Here is a 21,004-nt window from a genome sequence, read left to right on the forward strand (position 1 = left end):
GAACCGGCGCGCGATTCTAGGCAGGCGGAAAGTCGGCGGCGTGACGCCGCGGCTCGAACGCTAGATCTCGAACTGCGGCTGCAGCTCGCGGATGCGCTTGATCGCCACGCCGGCCGCGGCCGTGCGCGTCTCCACGCCGAGCTTCACGTAGACGCGCTCGAGGTGCTTCTTGGCCGTGGCCGGGCTGCTGCCGAGGATCTCGCCGATGTCCTTGTTGGTCTTGCCCTTGACCACCCAGTAGAGCACCTCGGCCTCGCGCGCCGTGAGCTTGAGGCTCAGGCTCATGGCCTCGATCACGGCGGTGTCGGACACCTCGCGCATGATGATCATCCACTCGTCGCCGTCGTCGTCGTGCCCGGTCTGCTGGTGCAGCCGCAGCGTGAGGCTGCTGGCGCCCTGCGCGATGGATAGCGCCGGGGGCTCCACGCCGCGCTGGCGCGCCGCCGGCGCATGGCTGCGCAGCCAGTCGAGCACGGCGGCCGGGGTCTCGGGCGCGCGCGTCTCGCAGTAGCGCTGCAGCAGGTCGCGCGCCAGCGCCGTCTGCCAGATCAGCCGGCCCTCGGGCAGCCGCACCGTGATGCTCGCGTAGCCGAAGGCGTCGAGCGCATTGCGCGCCTGGCCGGCCTGGCGCGCCACCTGGCGCGCGCGCCGGGCGCCCTGCAGGTGCACGTTCATGCGCGCCAGCACCTCCTTGGGCTTGATCGGCTTGGTCACGTAGTCCACGCCACCGGCCTCGAGCGCGGCCACCAGGTGCTCGGTCTCGGTCAGGCCGGTCATGAAGACGATCGGGATGTGCGACGTCATCCCGTCGGCCTTGAGCCGGCGCGCGACCTCGAAGCCGTCGATGCCCGGCATCATCGCGTCGAGCAGCACGATGTCGGGCCGCGCCTGCGCGGCGCGCTGCAAGGCCTGTTCGCCGTTGGTGGCGATCAGCACCGTGTAGCCCGATTCGTCGAGCGCGTCGTGCAGCACCGCGAGGTTGTCGGGCACGTCGTCCACGATCAGCACCAGGTCGCTGTTGGCGCTCTTGTCGCGCAGCGACTGCGCGAGCGGCACGGGTTCTACAGGGGGGGCCGGTGTGTTCATCTGTTTGTCATCCCGCATGGGCCGCCTCGGCCAGCGCGCGGCCCATGGCCTCGAACTGGAACTGCCGCGCCAGCACGCGCTGCGCCTCGGTCCAGGCGGCGCACTCGGGCTGCTCGCCGTCGATCGCGTCGAGCTGGTTCATGATGCCGCGGAAGTAGCCGAGGCTCACGGCCTCGTCGAGCGCGCGCAGCCGCTCGCGCGAGGGCGGCCGCAGCACCGGCTGCATCGGCGCCGGCGCGCTCGCCACGGCCGCTTCGGTCCATCGGAGGCCGAGCCGGCGCTCGAGCCAGTCGAGCAGCTCGGTGTGGCGCACCGGCTTCACGAAGAAGTCCTCGGGCGCGATCTCCACGTCGTTGTCGAGCCCCTTGTCGAAGGCATTGGCCGAGACGATCGCCACCGCGGCGTCGGCCAGCCCGAGCCGGCGCGCGCGGCGGATGGTCTCCCAGCCGTCGATGCCAGGCATCGCGAGGTCGACGAACATGGCGTCGGGCCGATAGCCCGCTGCGATCAGGTCGAGCGCATCGTGGCCGCTGGCCGCGCTGCGCAGCTCGAAGCCCAGCGGCGCCAGCACATGGCCCAGCAGCTCGCGGTCGGCCTCCTCGTTGTCGACCACCAGCAGCCGGCGGCGCGCGCCCTCGTAGCCGCGCCGCGCGCGCTGCACCGGCTGCGGCCGGCCGGCACCGGCCACCGCCTCGTGCACGCGCGGCAGGAACAGCCGCACGCAGAACAGCGAGCCCACGCCCGGCGTGCTGCTGACCTTCATCTCGCCGCCCATCAGGTCGGTCAGCATCTTGGCGATGGTGAGGCCCAGCCCCGCGCCCGGCGCGGCCGCGGCGCCGGCCGAATCGCCGCGTGCGAAGGGCTCGAAGATGCGCTCGATCTCGGCCGCCGTCATGCCCGGCCCGGTGTCCTCGATCTCCACCGCGGCGAACTCGCGCGCATAAGCGAGGCGCAGCGTGACCTGGCCGGCGGCCGTGAACTTGATCGCGTTGCCCAGCAGGTTGATGAGGATCTGGCAGACCCGCTTCTCGTCGGCACGCACCACCTCGGGCAGCGCGCCCGCGGCCTCGAAGTGGAAAGCCAGACCCTTCTCGGCCGCCTGCAGCTCGAACATGTCGGCCAGCTCGCGCAGGGTGTCGGCGAAGCGCATCGGCCGCGCATGCAGCGTGAGCTTGCCGGCCTCGATGTGGGCGATCGCCAGGGTGCCCTCGATCAGCGACAGCAGGTGCTCGCCGCCGCGCTTGATGACCGCCACCGCCTGCTGGCGGTGCGGCGGCACGGAATGGTCCTCGCCCATCAGCTGCGCATAGCCGAGGATGCTGTTGAGCGGCGTGCGCAGCTCGTGGCTGATGGCGCTGATGTAGCGGCTCTTGGCCTGGTTGGCCTGGTCGGCGGCGCGCCGCGCCTGCTCGGCCGCGAGCTTGGCCTGCTCGGCCACCTCGCGCGCCTCCTCGGCGGTGCGCGTGGCCGACTGCAGCGCGCGGTCGGTCTCGCGGTGCAGCTCGATCTCGCGCACCAGCAGGTGGGTCTGGCGGTTCGATTCCTCCTGCGCCACCTTGCGGCTCTGGTGCGCCAGCACCAGCCACCAGGCCACGATGCCCGCGATCACCAGCAGCGCCATGTAGGCCTTGAGGAAGCCCGAGCGCAGCGAGGCCTGCTGCGCGGCCGCGAGCGCCTGCGCCACCTCGCTCCGCGCGGCCAGCTCGAGCGCGCTCTCGCCGAGCGCGCGCAGCTCCTGCTGGTAGAGCACGCCGAACACCACCGCCAACAGCGGCACGATGATCAGCATCAGCAGCAGGAAGTGGCCCAGGCCGGTGTCGAGGTAGCGCCAGCTGCGCCGCGGCAGCAGCCAGCGCAGCACCGCCGACCACTGCGCCGACAGGCTCGCGTGCGGCTTGCAGAGGTCGCCGCAGCGCGCGTCGAGCGTGCAGCACAGCGAGCAGATCGCGCCCTGGTAGGCCGGGCAGTGGGCCATGTCGGGGCCTTCGTACTCGCGCTCGCAGATCACGCAGCGCTGCACCGCGAGGCGGCGGTAGGCGCCCTCGGACTCGACCCGGGCCCACTGCACCGGCCGGCCGGCCGCCACCGCGGCGCCCTCGACCGAGCCGCGCGCCAGGTAGTAGCGCCCGCCCGTGGCCCAGGCCAGCAGCGGCGAGGCGACGAGCGCCGTGCCGAGCGCGATCAGCGCCGAGAAGGCCTGCGCCAGCGGCCCGAACACGCCCAGGTGCGCGGTGATCGACAGCAGCGAGGCCAGCGCCATCGCGCCCACGCCCACCGGGTTGATGTCCCACAGGTGGGCGCGCTTGAACTCGATGCCCGGCGGCGACAGGCCCAGCGGCTTGTTGATGACCAAGTCGGCCACCACGGCCATCATCCAGGCGATGGCGATGTTGGCGAACAGCCCGAGCACGTCGCCCAGCGCCTCGAACACGTTCATCTCCATCAGCATGAAGGCGATCAGCGCGTTGAACACCACCCACACCACGCGCCCCGGGTGGCTGTGGGCCACGCGCGAGAAGAAGTTGCTCCAGGCCAGCGAGCCCGCGTAGGCGTTGGTGACGTTGATCTTGAGCTGCGAGATCACCACGAACAGCGCGGTGGCCGCCACCGCCCAGCCATAGTCGGGGAACACGTACTCGTAGGCCGCGAGGTACATCTGGTTCGGATCGACCGCGCGCTCCACCGGCACCATGTGCGTGATCGCGAGGTAGGCCAGCGCGGCGCCGCCCAGCATCTTGACCACGCCCAGCACCACCCAGCCCGGCCCGCCCGCCAGCACCCCGGCCCACCAGCGGCCGCGGCTGGCCGCGGTGCGCGCGGGCATGAAGCGCAGGTAGTCGGCCTGCTCGCCCATCTGCGTGATGAGCGCGATGCCGACCGTGAGGGCGGCACCGAACAGGTGCAAGTTGAACCCTTGCGCACCACCCTTGGCGCCGTTGTAGTGCGTGATGCCCGCGAACGCACCAGGATCGCGCACCAGCACATAGGCGAAGGGCACGACCAGCATCAGCAGCCACAGCGGCTGCGTCCACAGCTGCAGCCGGCTGATCGCCGAAACCCCGTGCGTGACCAGCGGGATCACCACCAGCGCGCAGACCAGGTAGCCCCAGACCGGCGGGATGCCCAGCGCCAGCTCGAGCGCGTAGGCCATCACGGCCGCCTCGAGCGCGAAGAAGATGAAGGTGAAGCTCGCGTAGATCAGCGAGGTCAGCGTGGAGCCGATGTAGCCGAAGCCGGCACCGCGCGTGAGCAGGTCCATGTCGACGCCGTAGCGCGCCGCGTACACGCTGATCGGCAGGCCCGCGAGGAAGATGATCAGCCCCGTTGCCAGGATGGCCCAGAAGGCGTTGGCGAAGCCGTACTGCACCAGCAGCGTGGCGCCCACCGCCTCGAGGATCAGGAACGAGGCCGCGCCGAAGGCCGTGTTGGCGACCCGCCATTCGGACCATTTGCGAAAGCGCTGCGGCGTGTAGCGCAGCGCGTAGTCCTCGAGGGTTTCGCTCGCGACCCAGCTGTTGTAGTCGCGCCGCACCTTGACGATGCGCTGCGGCGCGTCGTCGGACTCGGTGGGGGGGACGGCGGAGGGCGGGCCAGGGTTCACACCGTTTCGGTGCATCTTTCGTGCCACCCGGCGCCCCGCGGACCCGGTGCCATACGGCATTCGGCGAACAGGGCACGACTGTTGCAACAGCCCTGCTCTGCCCATAATGGCCGCCTCCTCCCGCCACCCGATGCCGTCTCCATGGAACTGACTCCGCGCGAAAAAGACAAGCTGCTGATCTTCACCGCGGCACTGCTCGCCGAACGCCGCAAGGCCCGCGGCCTCAAGCTCAACTACCCCGAAGCCATCGCCCTGATCTCGGCCGCCGTCATGGAAGGCGCGCGCGACGGCAAGAGCGTGGCCGAGCTCATGAGCGAGGGCCGCAGCGTGCTGACCCGCGCCGACGTGATGGACGGCATCGCCGAGATGATCCCCGACATCCAGGTCGAAGCCACCTTCCCCGACGGCACCAAGCTCGTGACGGTGCACCAGCCCATCGTCTGAACGACCGCACACCCAGAACAACCAAGGACAAGCCCTCATGCGCCCATCGATCTCCTCCAGGACCCTCGCCCTGCTCGCCGCCGCCCTGCTGCCCCTGGCGGCCAGCGCCCACACCGGCGTCGACGGCGGCCTGCACCACGGCCTCGTGGCCGGCTTCATGCATCCGCTGACCGGCGCCGACCACCTCGCGGCGATGGTCGCGGTGGGCGTCTGGAGCGCGCTGTCGGCGCGCCGCGCCTGGCCCGACCTGCTGTGGGCACCGCTGGCCTTCGCCGGCATGCTGCTGGCGGGCGCGCTGGTCGGCTTGGCCGGGCTGCAGCTGCCGGCCGTCGAACCGATGATCGCGGCCTCGCTGCTGGTGCTGGGCCTGCTGGTGGTCACGCGCGTGCACCTGCCGGCCGGAGTGGCAATGGCGGTGGTCGGCCTGTTCGCGGTCTTCCACGGCGTGGCGCACGGCCACGAGCTCGCGGGCGAGCACGACGCCGCCCTTACCCTCGCCGGCATGGTCGGCGCGACCGTGCTGCTGCATGCCGCCGGCATCGCGCTGGGCTGGGCGCTGCGCCATGCCAACGCCTGGCTGCCGCGCATCGCGGGCGCCGCGGTGGTCGGCCTGGGCGCCACGCTGCTGGCGCAGGCGATCTGAGGCGAGGCCCCGGTCCATGATCCCCGGCGAAATCCTCACCGACGACGGCGACCACCCGCTCAACCCGGGCCGCCGCACCCTCACGCTGGTGGTGCAGAACACGGCCGACCGGCCGATCCAAGTCGGCTCGCACTACCACTTCGCCGAAACCAACGGCGCCCTCGGCTTCGACCGCGAGGCCGCGCGCGGCATGCGCCTGAACATCGCCTCGGGCGCCGCGGTGCGCTTCGAGCCGGGGCAGCAGCGCACGGTCGAGCTGGTCGATTTCTCGGGCGACCGCATCGTCTACGGCTTTCGCGGACTGGTTCAGGGCAAGCTCTGAGCGGGCGCCGGCATGCTGTCACTCGCGCTCTCCGCCTTTCTGCTGGGCCTGGTGTTCAACGCCGCGCCGGGGGCCGTGTTCGCGGAAACCGTGCGCCAGGGACTGCAGGGCGGTTTCCGTCCGGCCTTCGCCGTCCAGGTGGGCTCGCTGGTCGGCGACGCGCTGTGGGCCGTGCTGGGCCTGGCCGGCGCGGGCGCGCTGATGCAGATCGATGCCCTGCGCTGGCCGCTGGGGATCGCGGGCGTGCTCTATCTCGCCTGGCTCGCGGCCGACAGCTGGCGCGCCGCGAAGCGCGATGCCGGCATCGAGCGCGCGCAGGCCGTGCCCGCGAAGCGGGCGCTGCGCTCGGGCGTGATCCTCTCCGCCACCAATCCCCAGAACCTGGCCTACTGGGCCGCGCTCGGCAGCGCCATGGCCGGCCTCGGCATGGACCAGCCGACCACCGCCCACTACGCCGTCTTCTTCACCGGCTTCATGGCGGCCTCCGTGCTCTGGTGCTTCGTCTGCGCGGGCCTCGTTGCCAGGCTGTTCGGCCGCTCGGCATCGCGCTGGGCCGGCGTGACGCACCGCCTGTGCGCCCTCGCGTTCATGGCGCTGGCGGTCGCCTCGATGCGCGACCTGCTGAATTTCACCGGCCCCGCCGAGAACCGGCCCGCGGCCTCTCCCGCAAGACAAGGAACGACATGGCAACCATAGGCAGGCGCGCCTACGCAGAAATCTTCGGCCCCACGGTGGGCGACCGCGTGCGGCTGGCCGACACCGAGCTGCTGATCGAGGTCGAGGCCGACTACACGCTGCGCGCCGGCGGCTACGGCGAGGAGGTCAAGTTCGGCGGCGGCAAGACGATCCGCGACGGCATGGCGCAGTCGCAGCGCACGCGCGCGCAGGGTGCCGTCGACACGGTGCTCACCAACGCGCTGATCCTCGACCACTGGGGCATCGTCAAGGCCGACATCGGCCTGAAGGACGGCCGCATCGCCGCCATCGGCAAGGCCGGCAATCCCGACGTGCAACCGGGTGTCGATATCGTGATCGGCCCGGGCACCGAGATCATCAGCTGCGAGGGCAACATCGTCACGGCGGGCGGCATCGACAGCCACATCCACTTCATCTGCCCGCAGCAGATCGAGGAGGCGCTGGCCTCGGGCGTGACCACCATGCTGGGCGGCGGCACCGGCCCCGCCACCGGCACCTTCGCGACCACCTCCACGCCCGGCCCCTGGCACATCGAGCGCATGCTGCAGGCGGCCGACGCGTTCCCGATGAACCTCGGCTTCCTCGGCAAGGGCAATGCCAGCCTGCCCGGCGCGCTGCACGAGCAGATCGAGGCCGGCGTGATCGGCCTCAAGCTGCACGAGGACTGGGGCACCACGCCCTCGGCCATCAGCAACTGCCTCGACGTGGCCGATGCCACCGACACGCAGGTGGCGATCCACAGCGACACGCTCAACGAGTCGGGCTTCGTCGAGAACACGATCGCGGCCGTGGGCGGCCGCGCGATCTGCGCCTTCCACACCGAGGGCGCGGGCGGCGGCCATGCGCCCGACATCCTGCGCGTGGTGGGCGAGGCGAACTTCCTGCCCTCGTCGACCAATCCCACCATGCCCTACACCGTGAACACGCTCGACGAACACGTCGACATGCTCATGGTGTGCCACCACCTCGACGCGGGCATCGCCGAAGACCTGGCCTTTGCCGAGTCGCGCATCCGCAAGGAAACCATCGCGGCCGAGGACGTGCTGCACGACCTCGGCGCGATCAGCATGTTCAGCTCCGACAGCCAGGCCATGGGCCGCGTGGGCGAGGTGGTGCTGCGCTGCTGGCAGACCGCGCACAAGATGAAGCTGCAGCGCGGCACGCTGCCCGAGGACAGCGCGCGCAACGACAACTTCCGCGCCAAGCGCTACGTGGCCAAGTACACGATCAATCCCGCGATCGCGCACGGCATCGCGCACGAGGTGGGTTCGATCGAGGTCGGCAAGTGGGCCGACATCGTGGTGTGGAAACCTGCCTTCTTCGGCGTGAAGCCCTTCACCATCATCAAGGGCGGCAGCATCGCGATGGCCGCGATGGGCGACCCCAACGCCTCGATCCCGACGCCGCAGCCGGTGCACTACCGCCCGATGTTCGGCGCCTATGGCGGCTCGCTCGCGAAGGGCTCGCTGACCTTCGTCTCGCAGGCCGGCCTGGCCGCGGGCATCAAGGAGCGCTACGGGCTGGCGAAGAACCTGGCGGCGGTGAAGAACATCCGCAACGTGCGCAAGAAGGACCTGATCCACAACGGCTACACGCCGAAAATGGAGATCGATGCGCAGACCTATGCGGTGCGCGCGGACGGGCAGTTGCTGACCTGCGAACCGGCGAAGCTGCTGCCGATGGCGCAGCGCTACTTCCTGTTCTGAGACAAGGCCCGAAAATCCGGCGCGGCACGCCGGCTTGACAGGCTGCGTATCCTTGAAAGCATCGTTCCTGTCTTCAGACGCGCCACGCGTCCCACCGCACCATGCTCACCGCCAACAAACTCATGCCCCAGGGCCGCGGCCTCGCGCCCGTGCTGCTCAAGCGCGCCGCCACCATCGAACTCGACTGGGACGTGCGCCAGAAAAGCCGTTTCGACGCCACCGATTCGCAGGGCCGGCAGATCGGCGTGTTCCTGCCACGCGGCACGGCCGTGCGTGGCGGCGATGTGCTGGTGGCGGAAGACGGTTCGCTGGTGCGCGTGATCGCTGCCCCGCAGCCGGTGTTGCGCATCACGCACTGCACGGCCCACGGCACGCCCTTCGACCTGACGCGCGCGGCCTACCACCTGGGCAACCGTCATGTGCCGATCGAGCTCAAGCCTGACCACCTGAAGATCGAACCCGACCATGTGCTGGCCGACATGCTGCGGTCGATGCACCTGATCGTGGTGGCGGTCGAGGAGGCCTTCGAACCCGAGGGCGGGGCCTATGGGTCGCACGAGCATTCGCATGGGGGTGGGCATAGCCATGACCATGATCACTCGCATGGTCATGCGCATTCTTCGGGGCCGAAGCCGCTGGTGTTGGCGCCGGAACTGCTCGATGGTCACGACCACTCTCACTGAGATGGGGGTTGGGATCTCTGTTCGAGGCCGTTTGTTTCGGTGGGGGCGGGCGCACGCCGATGGGGTACTCCCCTCCGCGAATGTCCCCCGCCTTCGGCTCCTCCTTTATTTCGCTGCGGGGAGTACCCCATCGACGTGCGCCTGGACGCAACCGTTGTTGAACCGCCGGCACCACCGCAGCGCCTCCCGTGCACAGGGCAGCGGGTGCTTCCCGCAGCGAAATCAAGGAGGAGGCCGAAGGCCGGGGGACATTCGCGGAGGGAAGTACCCGCTGTCCTGTGCACGCGCCCCGAACACACACGTCCCAGAAGGCACGTCGACACCCCACTGACATGCCAGAACCCCAAAGCCTCCTCCAGCTCATCTGGCTGGCCTCCCCCGCCCTCCCGGTCGGCGGCTTCTCGTACTCCGAAGGCATCGAGGCCGCGGTCGAATGGGCCGGCGTCGACGCCGAGGCCAGCGCCGCCGAATGGCTGTCCGACCAGTTGCACCTGAGCTTCGCGCGCGGCGACCTCGCCTTGGTCGCGCAAGCCATCGCCGCCTGGCGCACTGACAACAAACAGCGCATCCGCACGCTCAACGACTGGGTGCTGCAAACGCGCGAATCGGCCGAGTTCTTCCTGCAGACCGAACAGATGGGCCGCTCCTTCGTCGAATGGCTCAAGCTGCACCATGCCGACACGGCCGAGGTCTTCGCCGGCCTGCCCGCGAGCTATCCCGTGGCCTTCGCGTTCGCGGCCAACCGTTCGGGTGCCTCGGTGCACGACGGCTGCCTGGCCTTTGCATTCGGCTGGGCCGAGAACATGGTCGCGGCCGCGGTCAAGGCCGTGCCGCTCGGGCAGAGCGCGGGACAGCGCATCCTCGGGCGGCTCGCGCAGGAGATTCCCGCGGCCGTGAACCATGCAATGCAGCTGTCCGACGACGATCGGCAGGCCTTCGCACCGCTGCTGGCCGTGCTGTCGGCGCGGCACGAAACCCAGTATTCGCGGCTCTTCCGCAGCTAGATTTTTTCCTTCACGCACCCACCATGACCTCCGCCCTGCACCACATCCCCAACCGCACCAAGAAGCTGCCGCCGCTGCGCGTGGGCATCGGCGGCCCCGTCGGTTCGGGCAAGACCACGCTGCTGGAGATGCTCTGCAAGTCGATGCGCGACAGCTACGACCTGGTCGCGATCACCAACGACATCTACACCAAGGAAGACCAGCGCCTGCTGACCGTGGCCGGCGCGCTGCCGGCCGAACGCATCATGGGCGTGGAGACCGGCGGCTGCCCGCACACCGCGATCCGCGAGGATGCCTCGATCAACCTCGAGGCCATCGACCGCATGCTCGAGGACTTTCCCGATGCCGACGTGGTGTTCGTCGAATCGGGCGGCGACAACCTCGCGGCCACCTTCAGCCCCGAGCTCTCGGACCTCACGATCTACGTCATCGACGTGGCCGCGGGCGAGAAGATCCCGCGCAAGGGCGGCCCCGGCATCACCAAGAGCGACCTGTTCGTCATCAACAAGACCGACCTCGCGCCCTACGTGGGCGCCAACCTCGACGTGATGGAACAGGACACGCAGCGCATGCGCCGCCAGAAGCCCTACGTGATGACCAACCTCAAGACCCTGACCGGCGTGGCCGAGGTGGTGCGCTTCATCGAGGAACGCGGGATGCTCAAGACGGCCTGAGGCCGTCGCCTCACAGCTCGCTGCCGTCGCGCAGCTGGCGCTGCTTGTAGACCAGCCGCACGCTGGCGCGGCGCGGATCGCCCACGCGCTGCACGTAGACATCCATCTCGCCGCTGCTCCAGGCCGCATAGGCGCTGCCCGGGTCGTTGGCCGCGAGTTCGGCGCCGAAAGTACCGCGGCCCCACTGCAGCAGTTCGGCAAACGCCGCGCTGCCACCATCGGGCAGGCCCTGCGCCGAAGCCGCGTACTCCACGCGCCGCAGCTGCGCATCGGCGAAGAAGAAGGTCGGCTCGAACACCAGCCCCGCCAGGGCCTGGGGCGCGCCATGCCAGCTTCCCAGCAGGCCGCCAGCGAGCCGCTGCGGCCGCGCGACGCGCTCGGCCGAGGGCAGCGCGGCGCGCAGCTCGTCGGCCGACATGCCGAGCCGCACGCCGGGCGGCAGCGCTTGCGCCTGAACGGCGAGGCTCGCGAGACAGAGGGCACCGGCGCCGAGCAGGCGCGCTACGGGTGAAGAGAAGGAAGGAATGGACATCGGGGGACGGCGAAACGGGCAACAGCGGCCTGTGACCCGCAGTATCGCCCCGAGTTCGCGACGGTACCGTGTAACTGCCGATACCCGACCCATTCGCCCTTTGTAGACTGCGCCGATGACACCTCAAGACGTGCTCGACCACTACGACCGGGCCGCGCTGTGGCCCGCCGATCGCCCCGACCGCACTGCCGCCGGCCTGCCCGCCGCCTATGCCGACGCGCTCGCGCTGCGCGCCCTGCGGCTCGCGCGCGGCGAACGGCCCGTGGGCTACAAGGTCGGCTTCACCAACCGCACCATCTGGCAACGCTATGGCGTTTTCGCGCCGATCTGGGGCCCGGTGTGGAACACCACGCTGACCCTGTGCGACGGCCGGGGCAGCATCGATCTCGCGGGCACGGTGCAGCCGCGCATCGAGCCCGAGGTCGTGTTCGGCATCGCCGCCACGCCGCCCCAGGGCGCCACGCTCGAGCAATTGTTCGCCTGCGTCGAGTGGATCGCGCCGGGCTTCGAGATCGTGCAGTCGCACTGCGAGGGCTGGAAGTTCGGCGCCGCCGACACCGTGGCCGATGGCGGGCTGCATGCGCGCCTGCTGGTCGGACGGCAGCGGCCGCTGCGCGACTTCGCGAGCGACGGCACGGCGCTCGATACGCTGCTCGCGCGCACGCGCCTGCGGCTGACGCGCGACGGCACGCAGGTCGAGGAAGGCAGGGGCGCCAACGTGCTCGACGGCCCGCTGCATGCGCTGCTGCACTTCCTGCATGAACTGCAGGCCTGCCCCGGCGCGCCCGCGCTGCAACCGGGCGAGGTGGTCACCACCGGCACCTGGACCGACGCCTGGCCGATCGCGCCGGGCCAGGTCTGGCGCAGCGAGTTCGACACGCCCTTCGACGGCCTCGAAGTCACGTTGCGCTGAGCGCGCGGCTCAGCCGGCCTTGCGAAAGGTCAGGTTGATGCGCACGCTGCCCAGCAGCGGATGCGGCTTGTCCTTGAGCGGCAGCACGCCATGGAAGCGCAGCCGGTCGGGGCCACCCCACACCACCACGTCGCCATGCGCGAGCGGTACCCGCTCGACCGCGTCGCCGCGCGCGAGCCCGCCGAACTGGAACACCGCCGGCATGCCCAGCGACACCGAGACGATCGGCGCGCCGTGGTCGCGTTCGTCGCGGTCCTGGTGCAGCGAAAGCCGCGTGCCGGGCTCGTAGCGATTGACGAGGCAGGCATCGGGCGCGAAGCCCGGGAAGCCCGCCGTCTGCGCCGCCTCGCGGGCGAGCCGCGCGAACGCGGCGGGCATCGCGGGCCAGGGCTTCTGCGACAACGGATCGATCGCGTCGTAACGGTAGCCGCTGCGGTCGCTGACCCAGCCCAGCGGCCCGCAGTTCGTCATCGCCACCGACATGGTGTAGCCGCCAGGCGTCACCAGGTGCCGGAACGGCGACACGCCCTCGATGCGCGGCAGCGCGGCCAGCAGCTCGCTTGCGAACGGCAGCGCGAAGCCGCGCAGCACGCAGGCACCCGGGCCCAGCGGCTCGGGTGCGCGAAACGGTTCGTCGGTGGCGGGGAAGAGGTCGAGGGTCATGGCGGATGCGGCCCTCGAAAATACCGCAAGCCGGCGCACCGGGTCCGGCCGGTTCCGGACATCCGGTACCGCCGGTGTGGTCTCAGGCCGTCTCGAGCATGCCCGCGAGCCGCGCCGCGATCAGCCCATGGGCCTCGGCCATGATGCGGTCGACCAGTTCCCGCACGGTCGGCACGTCGTGGATCAGGCCCGCCACCATGCCGCAGCTGAAGGCGCCCGCATCCACGTCGCCCTCGATCATCACGCGCGGATAGATGCCCGCCACCTGGTCGTGGATGTCCGAGATCTGAAGGTCCGCGCCCTTCGCGCGCTCGATCGCCAGCAGTTCCTCCACGCCCTTGTTGTTGAGCACGCGCTCGGTGTTGCGCAAGCCGCGCATCACCAGCCGCGTGTCGAGCTCGCTGGCCGCAACGATCGCGCGCTTCACGTTCTCGTGCACCGGCGCCTCCTGCGTGGCAATGAAGCGCGTGCCCATGTTCATGCCCTCGGCGCCGAGCGCGAGCGCGGCCACGAGGCTGCGGCCGTCGGCCATGCCGCCCGAGGCGACGAAGGGAATGCGCAGCTCGTCGGCCGCGCGCGGCAGCAGGATCATGTTGGGCACGTCGTCCTCGCCCGGATGGCCGCCGCACTCGAAGCCGTCGACGCTGACCGCGTCGCAGCCGATGCGCTCGGCCTTCAGTGCATGGCGCACCGAGGTGCACTTGTGGATCACCTTCACGCCGGCCGCCTTGAGCGCCGGCATGTGTTCCTCGGGGCTGCGGCCCGCGGTCTCGACGATGCGCACGCCGCCCTCGATGAGCGCGGCGATGTACTCGGGATAGGGCGGCTTGGAGAAGGTCGGCAGGAAGGTGAGGTTCACGCCGATCGGCTGGTCGGTCATCTCGCGGCAGCGCGCGATCTCGCGCGCCAGCAGCTCGGGCGTCTTCTGCGTGAGCCCGGTGATGATGCCGAGGCCGCCGGCATTCGACACCGCGGCCGCGAGTTCCGCGAAGCCCACGTAGTGCATGCCGCCCTGGATGATCGGATGGCGGATGCCGAAGAGTTCGGTGATGCGTGTTTTCATGATCGATGGAAGATGAAGGGACGAAGAGGAAAGCGCGGCGACTCGCTCACCAGCGTTCCATGTACGGACGCAGGTCGAGCTCGAAGGTCCAGGCATCGCGCGGCTGCGTGTGCAGGTGCCAGTAGTTCTCGGCGATGTGCTCGGGGTTCAGAATGCCGTCCTCCGACTTCAGCGCGTAGCGCTCGGGGAAGCTGGTGCGGATGAACTCGGTGTCGATCGCGCCGTCGACCACCACGTGCGCCACGTGGATGTTGCGCGGCCCCAGCTCGCGCGCCATGCTCTGGGCCAGCGCGCGCAGCGCATGCTTGGCACCCGCGAAGGCCGCGAAGTTGGCGGCGCCGCGCAGGGCCGCGGTGGCGCCCGTGAAGATGATGGTGCCGCGGCCGCGCTCGACCATGCGTTTGGCCGCTTCACGGCCGTTGAGGAAGCCGCCGAAGCAGGCCATCTCCCAGATCTTGAAGTACTTGCGCGCGGTCTCCTCGAGGATGCTCGAGGGCACGTTGGCGCCGATGTTGAACACCAGCACCTCGACCGGCCCGACCTCGCGCTCGACCCGATCGAACAGCGCGATCACCTCCTCCTCCTTGCGCGCATCGGAGCCGAAGGCCACGGCCTTGCCGCCGGCCGCCTCGATGCTCTCGACCAGCGGCTGCAGCTTCTGCGCGTCGCGCCGCGTCACGCAGGCGGTGTAGCCGCCGGCCGCGAAGCGCCTCGCGATCGCCCCGCCGGTGGAATCGCCGGCGCCGATGATCAGCGCCACACCGGCGCCCGCATTGCCCTGGCTCATGTCGTCTCCTTGATTGAACGCTCGTGGACCAAAGCACGGTAAAGGAGAGGCATCGGGCTGTCAATCGAGCGCGCGACAGCATTCCGGCGGTGCATGCGGCGCATGCGCGCGGCGCGGTTCAGTCCAGGTGGTTGCGCTCGATGTCGCGCCGGGTCGAGTTCAGGATGTCCTGGCGCGTGCGGTCGTTCTCGACCACGCGCGCCATCAGCAGCGCGCCCACGCACTGCGCCATCACGGCCCAGGCCGCGTCGTCGTCGCCCGCCAGGCGCTGGCTCCAGGCCTTGTGCAGCTTCTTCAGGCCGCGCTCGACCGCCGCACGCACGGCCGGGTCGGAGCGCGCGATCTCGGCACCCAGCGCGGGCAGCGCGCAGCCGGTCTCGGGGTGCAGGGCATGGGCGCTGCTGAGGTAGCTCTTGAGGCAGCGCGCCACGTGGTCGGGCGGCGAGTCGGGCGTGCCCGCGAGCATCTCGGCGCTGTTCTCCATCTCGCGCTCGATCAGCGCCGCGAACAGTTCGCCCTTGGAGCCGAAGTGGCTGTAGAAGGCGCCGCCCGTGAGACCGATGGCCGACATCAGCGCATCGACGCCGGTGCTGCTGAAGCCCCCCTTCTTGGCGATCGCTCGGCTGCTCTCGAGCAGCTTCTCGCGGGTCTCTTCCTTGTGGTTGGGGGCGTAGCGCATGGCGGTTCCTCGGCGCGGGATTCCGGTGGACAGGGCGATGGGAAAAATAACATACGATCGTTCAGCCATCCTGACGCCAGGCCATCGATCGCTGCTCGTTTTCCCGGGTCCCTTGCAAGGCCCGCGCCCGCCGCGGAAGACGCTTTCAGGCGGCCGGCGCACCGATCCCGAGCAATTCCTTCACCAGCACGTACTGCGCATCGAGCATCGAGGTGCCCAGCGAGATGCGGCAGCCGCGCGCTTGCGCCGCGGCCAGCAGCGGCGTGATCGCGGGCGTCATGATGATCTCGGCCACGTCGGTGCCTGCCGCCAGGTGCGCCACGTCGAGCGGCAGTGCATCGCCCTCGTGCATGCCCATCGAGGTGGTGTTGACCACGAGGTCGAAGCCGCGCGGGTCGTTCGTGCCCGCACGCGCGTTGCAGTCCGGGTACGCGGTGGCCACATCGGCTGCCAGTGCCTCGGCCCGCTCGTTCGTGCGGTTGTGGATCACCAGTTCGCGCGCGCCCGCCTCGGCGATGCCGAAGGCCACCGCGCGCCCCGCACCGCCCGCGCCGAGCTGCAGCACGCGGCGCCCCTGTAGCGTGATCCCCTGCCCCGCGAGCCCGTCGACGAAGCCGCGGCCGTCGAGGTTGTCGCCCGTGAGCCGGCCTTCGGCGTCGCGCCGCACGAAGTTGACCGCGCCGATGCGCGCCGCGCGCGGCGTGGTCGCGTCGAGCAGCGGCAGCACCGCGATCTTGTGCGGGATGGTCACGCCGAAGCCCAGCACGTTGCGCATGCGGCGCAGCGCGTCGATCACGGTCGCGAGGTCGGCGGGGCCCACGTGCAGCGGCGACACCGCGATGTCGAGGCCCTCGGCCGCGAAGCGGTCGTTGAGCCGCAGCGAGCCCACCACGTGGGCCACGGGATCGGCCAGCATCAGCATGATGCCGGTGCGGCCGGTGATGCGCATCTCGGTCATGGCGACGCTCAGGCGGGCAGCTCGAACGGGGCCGGATCGAGGAAGCGCCGCAGCACGTTGCCGGTGATGCGGCTCACGTTGTTGTCGTAGCCGTTGTGGCTCAGCGAGAGCACGTAGGAGATCGAGCCGGTGGAGAACACCGCGCCGCCCTTGGCGGTCTCGAAGAACACCATGTCGGCGCGCACCAGCGCGTTCTGCTCGCCGTCGAGGCCGTGCACCGTGGTGCGGTACTCCTCGGGCGTGGGCAGCGCGCCCGGGCCCAGGCCGTGCGAGGTCGCGAGCATCACGGCATGCGGCGGCGAGCCGAGGCCGACGTCGAAGCGGTCGATCTCGATGCCGACCGCGCCGCCGATGCGCACGCCGTAGTCGCCGATGCGCTCGCCCTGCGCGATGCCCTCGACCGCGAAGGCCACGCGCGCGTCGGCCGCATCGGGCGTCAGCAGGTAGTAGCCGGCGTGGTCGTAGACCATGGCCGAGAAGCCCACGCCGATCAGCTTCTGCGGCGCGAAGCCGCTGTGGCGCCACAGCGCGCCCGGTTCGCCGGTGCCGGCCAGGTGAACCTCGCCGGGCTGCGATTCCCAGGTCCGCGTGCCGGCCATGCCGCGCCGCACCTCGACCGCGGCCGGCGCCTTCGGATGGAAGGCGCAGCGCCAGTAGAAGCCGTTGGCGCCGAGCGCGAGGTGGCGTCCGCCCGCGTTCTGGAAGGCCATGATGCCGTTCATCATCCCCTCGCTGTAGTACTCGGGATGCGACAGCGTCGCCAGCACGCGATAGCCCGCGAGCGCGCCCGCGCCCTGGCGGTCGAGCTCGACGTCGGTCACCACGTCGTAGTCGATGCCCTTCTCCTCGAGCCAGTCGAGGAAGTGGCTGTCGATCGCGAGGTTGCCGGGCTGCGAGCGCGGCCGCATGTTGAGCACGGGGCGCAGCCACGAGCTGTAGGCGCGGCCGCTGCCGTCGATGTGGTGGTCGTAGGTCGACTGGCCGACCTCGGGATGTTCCTGCAGGTAGATGTCGTCGCCGGTCAGCATCAGGAGGCGCTCGGTCAGCACCTCGAAGTGCACCGCGTGCAGCCGCAGCGCGCTGTTGGCGTAGGCCATGTAGGTCATGCTCGCGGCCAGCACCGCGAGCGGCGCGCGCTTGGCATCGGCCGCGGGCGTCACGAAGAAGGTGATGAAGGTCTCGGCCGCGCTGCCGTCCACGGGCCGCAGGCGCAGCGCGTGGAAGCCCGACTTCCAGTCGGCCGGCACGTCGAGCTCGAGCGTCGCGGGCCAGCCGCAGTCGTAGATGTCGTCGCTGTGGAAATGGATGGCGCCGTACTCGCGCGGCGCGAGCCGCCAGTCGTGCACGTCGCCGGTCCAGTGCACGCCGGTCATGCCGCGGCAGGGCAGCTGGTGCAGCCGGCCGTCGAGGCGGTTGGGCGAGCGGTCGAGCACCTCGAGCGTGTCGATGCCGTGCGAGAAGTCCCAGCAGGCGATCAGCGCGGCATCGGCCAGGCCCGGGCGCGCGAGGTCGTCGCAACGGCGCAGCGCGTCGATGCCCAACAGGCCCTCGGCGATGCGCGGTGCCTCGATCTTGCCGTCGTAGTGCGCGCCGCAGCGGTTGCCGGTGGCCGACAGCGCATGCGCGGCCACGGTCAGCGGGCCTTGCGAGTCGAGGCGCCAGCCGCCCGGCTTGGTCGCGCGCGCCTCGCGGCGCTGCTCGGGCAGCGCGCCATCGGCCAGCCGGCATTGCGACAGCACCATCTCGCCGGTCGTCGCATCGAGCGCGCCCTGCACCCAGTACCAGCGGCGCTGCTCGAGCGGCGCATCGGTCTTCAGCTCGATCGCGCCATCGGCGCCGCCCACGCGCAGGCTCAGGCCGTCGCGCGACAGCTGCAGCGCCCAGCCGCGGCCGCTGTCCTCGCACCAGCGCGCGAGCACGGTCTGCGGCGTGGCCAGCAGCCGCGTCGGCCAGACGTAGCAGCCGAAGGAGAACGCGCCCTCGGGCGCGAAGCGCGCATCGGCGGGCACCGACATGAAGGAGCCGCAGGGCGCCTCGTGGAACGCGACCGCGTGCACGCCGTCGATCGGCGATGCGAGCTCGCGGTACTTGATGCCGGGCCCGGTGGCATCGGCGTCGGCGCAGCGCACGCGCACGAACTTCACGTCGGCCTGCTGCCTGGCTTCGCTGCTGAGGTGGAATCGGATGCGTTCGCCGGCGCGCACGCTGAGGGTGTCGGGGTAGCCGACGAAGGCATTGGTGTCGATGGGGGCGCTCATGGTCGTCTCGCGGTGTTCTTCTTCAATCCAGCTTCAGCTCGGTGCCGGTCAGCGCCTTCCAGCGCAGGCCGAACACATGCCACTCGGCGTCGTCGAGCGACTCGAACACCACGTCGTGGAACACCTTGACCTTCTGGCCGCGCTCGTCGGGCATCTGCGCCAGCGCCCAGCGGCGGCCCGGCTCGACCATCACCAGCAGATAGCGGCCGGGGAAGGCGCCCCAGCGCATGCGATGCAGGAGCTTCTTCAGTTCCTCGCTGTGCGGGCCGCGGATGCAGCCGCGGAATTCGCGCGCGAGGTCGGTGCGCTTGGGGTCGAGTACGTAGCGCGCCGCGTTCGGGTCGCTGGTGTGGTCCATCATGGGGTGGGAGGCTTTCTGCCGGTCGGTGGCGGCTGGTTGCGCAGCGCGAGCAGTTCTTCGGCGCGCGCGGGATTGGCATCGATCTCCCCGAGCACGCGCACGAAGTCGCGGCCGCCCTCGATCAGGTCCTGCTCGATGGCGTGGCGCACCAGCGCGGTGTCGCGCTGCTGCAGGCCGCGCAGCACGTTCACGTGCTGGTGCTCGGCGTCGTAGGTCGGATGGCCGTGGGGATAGAGGAAGTTCATCATCGGCCCCACCTGCACCCAGATGCGGTCCAGCAGCTCGGTGAGCTGCGGCATGCCCGAGTGGCGGTAGATGCCGAAGTGGAAGTCGAAGTTGTGCTGCAGCGCGGCGCGGTAGTCCTTGGTCTTCTCCGCGCGCACCAGCAGCCGGTGGCTCTCGGTGAGCTGCTTGATGGTGGCGTTGTCGAGCAGCGGCACCGCGCGCTCGGCCGCCAGCGGCTCGAGCGCGAGGCGGATGTCGCGCAGCTCGAGGTACTCGGCCAGCGAGAGCTGGCGCACGCGGATGAAGTAGCCCTCCTTCATCTCGAGCGCGCGGTCGCGCACGAGCTGGATCAGGGCTTCGCGCACCGGCGTCTCGCTGGTGCCCATGGTCTTGGCCAGCTCGCGGATCTTCAGGCGCTGGCCCGGCTGGAAGGTGGCCGACATCAGCTGCTCGCGCAGGTGCTCGTAGATCTGGCTCGCCAGATTGGTGCGTTCGACCACGTTGATGACCGGGGTTGCCATGGGCTTCTCTCTCCTTGATTGCGTGTGTGCCGGGAATCGCGCGGCGGCGTATTGTGGCCCTGCCGTGGCCCCGCGAGCGGCACTCACGCGACCGGGATCAGCGTCCCAGCCAGGCGATCCAGCGGTCGCGCAGCATCTGGCGGTTGTTGCCGATCCACTCGTAGTCGGCCACGATCAGCTTGTCGAAGTTCTCGGCCGAGGTGGCGAGCATGGCGCGGCGCTCGGGCGGGAACAGGCTCGCGGTCTTGCCGTTGCCGGTGTCGTAGTTGACGGCATTGACGAAGTTCACGTGCTGCTCGGGCGCCGAGGCATAGAAGAAGTCGAGGTAGGCCATGGCCGCCTTCGGGTGCGGCGCGCCCTTGGGGATCGACATGTAGCCGACGTCGCGCACGGCGCCGTCCCACGACACGGCGATCGGCACCTTGGCGTTCATCAGCGAGATCAGGCGGCCCGAGTAGCCCATGCTCATGACCACCTCCTTGTTGCGCATGATCTGCTGCAGCTGGTCGCCGCTCTTCCACCAGACGGCGACGTTGGGACGCAGCTTGTCGAGCTTCTTGTAGGCGCGGTCGAGGTCGAGCGGGAACAGCTTGTCGGGCGCGACGCCGTCGGCCAGCAGCGCCGCCACCGGCACCCACCATTCGCGGTCGCCGGTGTCGGGCAGGCCGCGCGGGCCGGGGAACTTGGCCGTGTCCCAGAAGTCGGCCCAGGTCTTGGGCACGTTGGCGCCCTTGAAGGCCTCGGTGCTGTAGCCGATCTGCATGCCGCCCACGGTGCGCATCACGCCGTAGGTGGTGCAGGCGCCCTTCACGCCGTTGGCGGTGACGTTGGGCAGCTTGCTGCAGTCGATGGCCTGCAGCAGTTCCTTCTTTTGCACCAGGTCGGGCGGGGTGGCGGTCACGATGTCGAACTCCATGCCGCCGCTGCGCGACATGGCCTGCACCTTGGCCCACTGGTCGGGCACCTCGATGGCGGCGGGCACCACCTCCACGCCCTTGGCCTTGGAGAACGGGGTGTAGAAGTACTGCACCAGCGTCTTCTCCATCAGGCCGCCGGTGGTGGCGATCACCAGTTCCTTCTCGAGCCCCTGCGCCGAGGCGCCGGTGAACGCCGCGCAGGCGAGCAGCGCGAGGGCGGCACCCTTGCTTCGAGCCAGACATTTCATCATCGCGAACTCCTTGTGAG

Annotated in this window: 21 protein-coding genes; 9 read left to right on the forward strand and 12 right to left on the reverse strand. The window is 70.3% G+C overall.

What is annotated here, in order from left to right:
* Positions 1-60: 60 nt before the first annotated feature.
* Together BM109_RS05135 and BM109_RS05140 are read right to left on the reverse strand one after the other, a co-directional pair.
* On the reverse strand, positions 61-1,086 hold the full coding sequence (locus BM109_RS05135) for a response regulator transcription factor (protein WP_093341061.1): 1,026 nt from the start codon (positions 1,084-1,086) through the stop codon (positions 61-63).
* A gap of 7 nt (positions 1,087-1,093) precedes the next feature.
* On the reverse strand, positions 1,094-4,702 hold the full coding sequence (locus tag BM109_RS05140; protein WP_093341063.1) for an ATP-binding protein: 3,609 nt from the start codon (positions 4,700-4,702) through the stop codon (positions 1,094-1,096).
* A gap of 126 nt (positions 4,703-4,828) precedes the next feature.
* On the opposite strand from BM109_RS05140, the gene BM109_RS05145 reads away from it, so the two are divergent.
* From BM109_RS05145 to ureG, 8 genes are all read left to right on the forward strand, one after another.
* Positions 4,829-5,131, forward strand: coding sequence for an urease subunit gamma (locus BM109_RS05145; RefSeq protein ID WP_057591402.1), 303 nt, complete (start codon positions 4,829-4,831; stop codon positions 5,129-5,131).
* Between the two features lie 37 nt (positions 5,132-5,168).
* On the forward strand, positions 5,169-5,774 hold the full coding sequence (locus BM109_RS05150) for a HupE/UreJ family protein (RefSeq protein ID WP_093341064.1): 606 nt from the start codon (positions 5,169-5,171) through the stop codon (positions 5,772-5,774).
* 16 nt (positions 5,775-5,790) lie between these two features.
* A complete protein-coding gene (locus BM109_RS05155; RefSeq protein WP_057591400.1) occupies positions 5,791-6,096 on the forward strand; it encodes an urease subunit beta in 306 nt (101 codons plus the stop codon).
* Between the two features lie 12 nt (positions 6,097-6,108).
* Positions 6,109-6,792, forward strand: coding sequence for a LysE family transporter (locus BM109_RS05160; protein ID WP_093341066.1), 684 nt, complete (start codon positions 6,109-6,111; stop codon positions 6,790-6,792).
* Entirely contained in the window at positions 6,780-8,498 is a 1,719-nt protein-coding gene (gene ureC / locus BM109_RS05165) for an urease subunit alpha (RefSeq protein ID WP_093341067.1), read from the forward strand. Before BM109_RS05160 ends, ureC begins: the two co-directional genes overlap by 13 nt.
* A 101-nt stretch (positions 8,499-8,599) precedes the next feature.
* On the forward strand, positions 8,600-9,181 hold the full coding sequence (gene ureE / locus BM109_RS05170; protein WP_093341069.1) for an urease accessory protein UreE: 582 nt from the start codon (positions 8,600-8,602) through the stop codon (positions 9,179-9,181).
* Positions 9,182-9,513: 332 nt separating this feature from the next.
* Positions 9,514-10,185 (forward strand): urease accessory protein UreF, encoded by a 672-nt coding sequence (locus tag BM109_RS05175; RefSeq protein WP_093341070.1) that lies wholly within the window; start codon positions 9,514-9,516, stop codon positions 10,183-10,185.
* 23 nt (positions 10,186-10,208) lie between these two features.
* Positions 10,209-10,859 (forward strand): urease accessory protein UreG, encoded by a 651-nt coding sequence (gene ureG / locus BM109_RS05180; protein ID WP_093341072.1) that lies wholly within the window; start codon positions 10,209-10,211, stop codon positions 10,857-10,859.
* 10 nt (positions 10,860-10,869) lie between these two features.
* On the opposite strand, the gene BM109_RS05185 is transcribed toward ureG, so the two are convergent.
* Positions 10,870-11,391, reverse strand: a complete 522-nt coding sequence (locus tag BM109_RS05185) for a hypothetical protein (RefSeq protein ID WP_256222356.1) — start codon at positions 11,389-11,391, stop codon at positions 10,870-10,872.
* 115 nt (positions 11,392-11,506) lie between these two features.
* On the opposite strand from BM109_RS05185, the gene BM109_RS05190 reads away from it, so the two are divergent.
* Positions 11,507-12,304, forward strand: coding sequence for a 2-keto-4-pentenoate hydratase (locus tag BM109_RS05190; RefSeq protein WP_093341074.1), 798 nt, complete (start codon positions 11,507-11,509; stop codon positions 12,302-12,304).
* Between the two features lie 9 nt (positions 12,305-12,313).
* Here BM109_RS05190 and alkB read toward each other — a convergent pair whose 3' ends face one another.
* The 9 genes from alkB to BM109_RS05235 form a co-directional block, all read right to left on the reverse strand.
* Positions 12,314-12,967 carry a DNA oxidative demethylase AlkB gene (gene alkB / locus BM109_RS05195; RefSeq protein ID WP_093341075.1) on the reverse strand — a complete coding sequence of 218 codons (654 nt, stop codon included), beginning with the start codon at positions 12,965-12,967 and terminating at the stop codon, positions 12,314-12,316.
* 82 nt (positions 12,968-13,049) lie between these two features.
* Complete coding sequence (locus BM109_RS05200; RefSeq protein ID WP_093341077.1) at positions 13,050-14,030, reverse strand: NAD(P)H-dependent flavin oxidoreductase; 981 nt, start codon at positions 14,028-14,030, stop codon at positions 13,050-13,052.
* Positions 14,031-14,076: 46 nt separating this feature from the next.
* Positions 14,077-14,817, reverse strand: a complete 741-nt coding sequence (locus tag BM109_RS05205) for an SDR family oxidoreductase (RefSeq protein ID WP_093341079.1) — start codon at positions 14,815-14,817, stop codon at positions 14,077-14,079.
* 118 nt (positions 14,818-14,935) lie between these two features.
* Entirely contained in the window at positions 14,936-15,496 is a 561-nt protein-coding gene (locus BM109_RS05210; protein WP_093341080.1) for a TetR/AcrR family transcriptional regulator, read from the reverse strand.
* Between the two features lie 145 nt (positions 15,497-15,641).
* Entirely contained in the window at positions 15,642-16,454 is an 813-nt protein-coding gene (locus BM109_RS05215) for a shikimate dehydrogenase family protein (RefSeq protein WP_218159349.1), read from the reverse strand.
* Positions 16,455-16,462: 8 nt separating this feature from the next.
* Positions 16,463-18,712, reverse strand: a complete 2,250-nt coding sequence (locus tag BM109_RS05220) for a N,N-dimethylformamidase beta subunit family domain-containing protein (protein ID WP_093341082.1) — start codon at positions 18,710-18,712, stop codon at positions 16,463-16,465.
* A gap of 22 nt (positions 18,713-18,734) precedes the next feature.
* The gene (locus BM109_RS05225) at positions 18,735-19,073 is read right to left on the reverse strand and encodes a N,N-dimethylformamidase alpha subunit family protein (protein WP_177239245.1); all 339 of its coding nucleotides are present in this window, start codon (positions 19,071-19,073) and stop codon (positions 18,735-18,737) included.
* Positions 19,070-19,819 carry a GntR family transcriptional regulator gene (locus BM109_RS05230; protein WP_093341085.1) on the reverse strand — a complete coding sequence of 250 codons (750 nt, stop codon included), beginning with the start codon at positions 19,817-19,819 and terminating at the stop codon, positions 19,070-19,072. Before BM109_RS05230 ends, BM109_RS05225 begins: the two co-directional genes overlap by 4 nt.
* A gap of 97 nt (positions 19,820-19,916) precedes the next feature.
* Complete coding sequence (locus BM109_RS05235; RefSeq protein ID WP_093341086.1) at positions 19,917-20,987, reverse strand: extracellular solute-binding protein; 1,071 nt, start codon at positions 20,985-20,987, stop codon at positions 19,917-19,919.
* Between the last annotated feature and the right edge of the window lie 17 nt (positions 20,988-21,004).

The sequence above is a fragment of the Variovorax sp. PDC80 genome (genome assembly GCF_900115375.1).
Taxonomy (GTDB): domain Bacteria; phylum Pseudomonadota; class Gammaproteobacteria; order Burkholderiales; family Burkholderiaceae_C; genus Variovorax.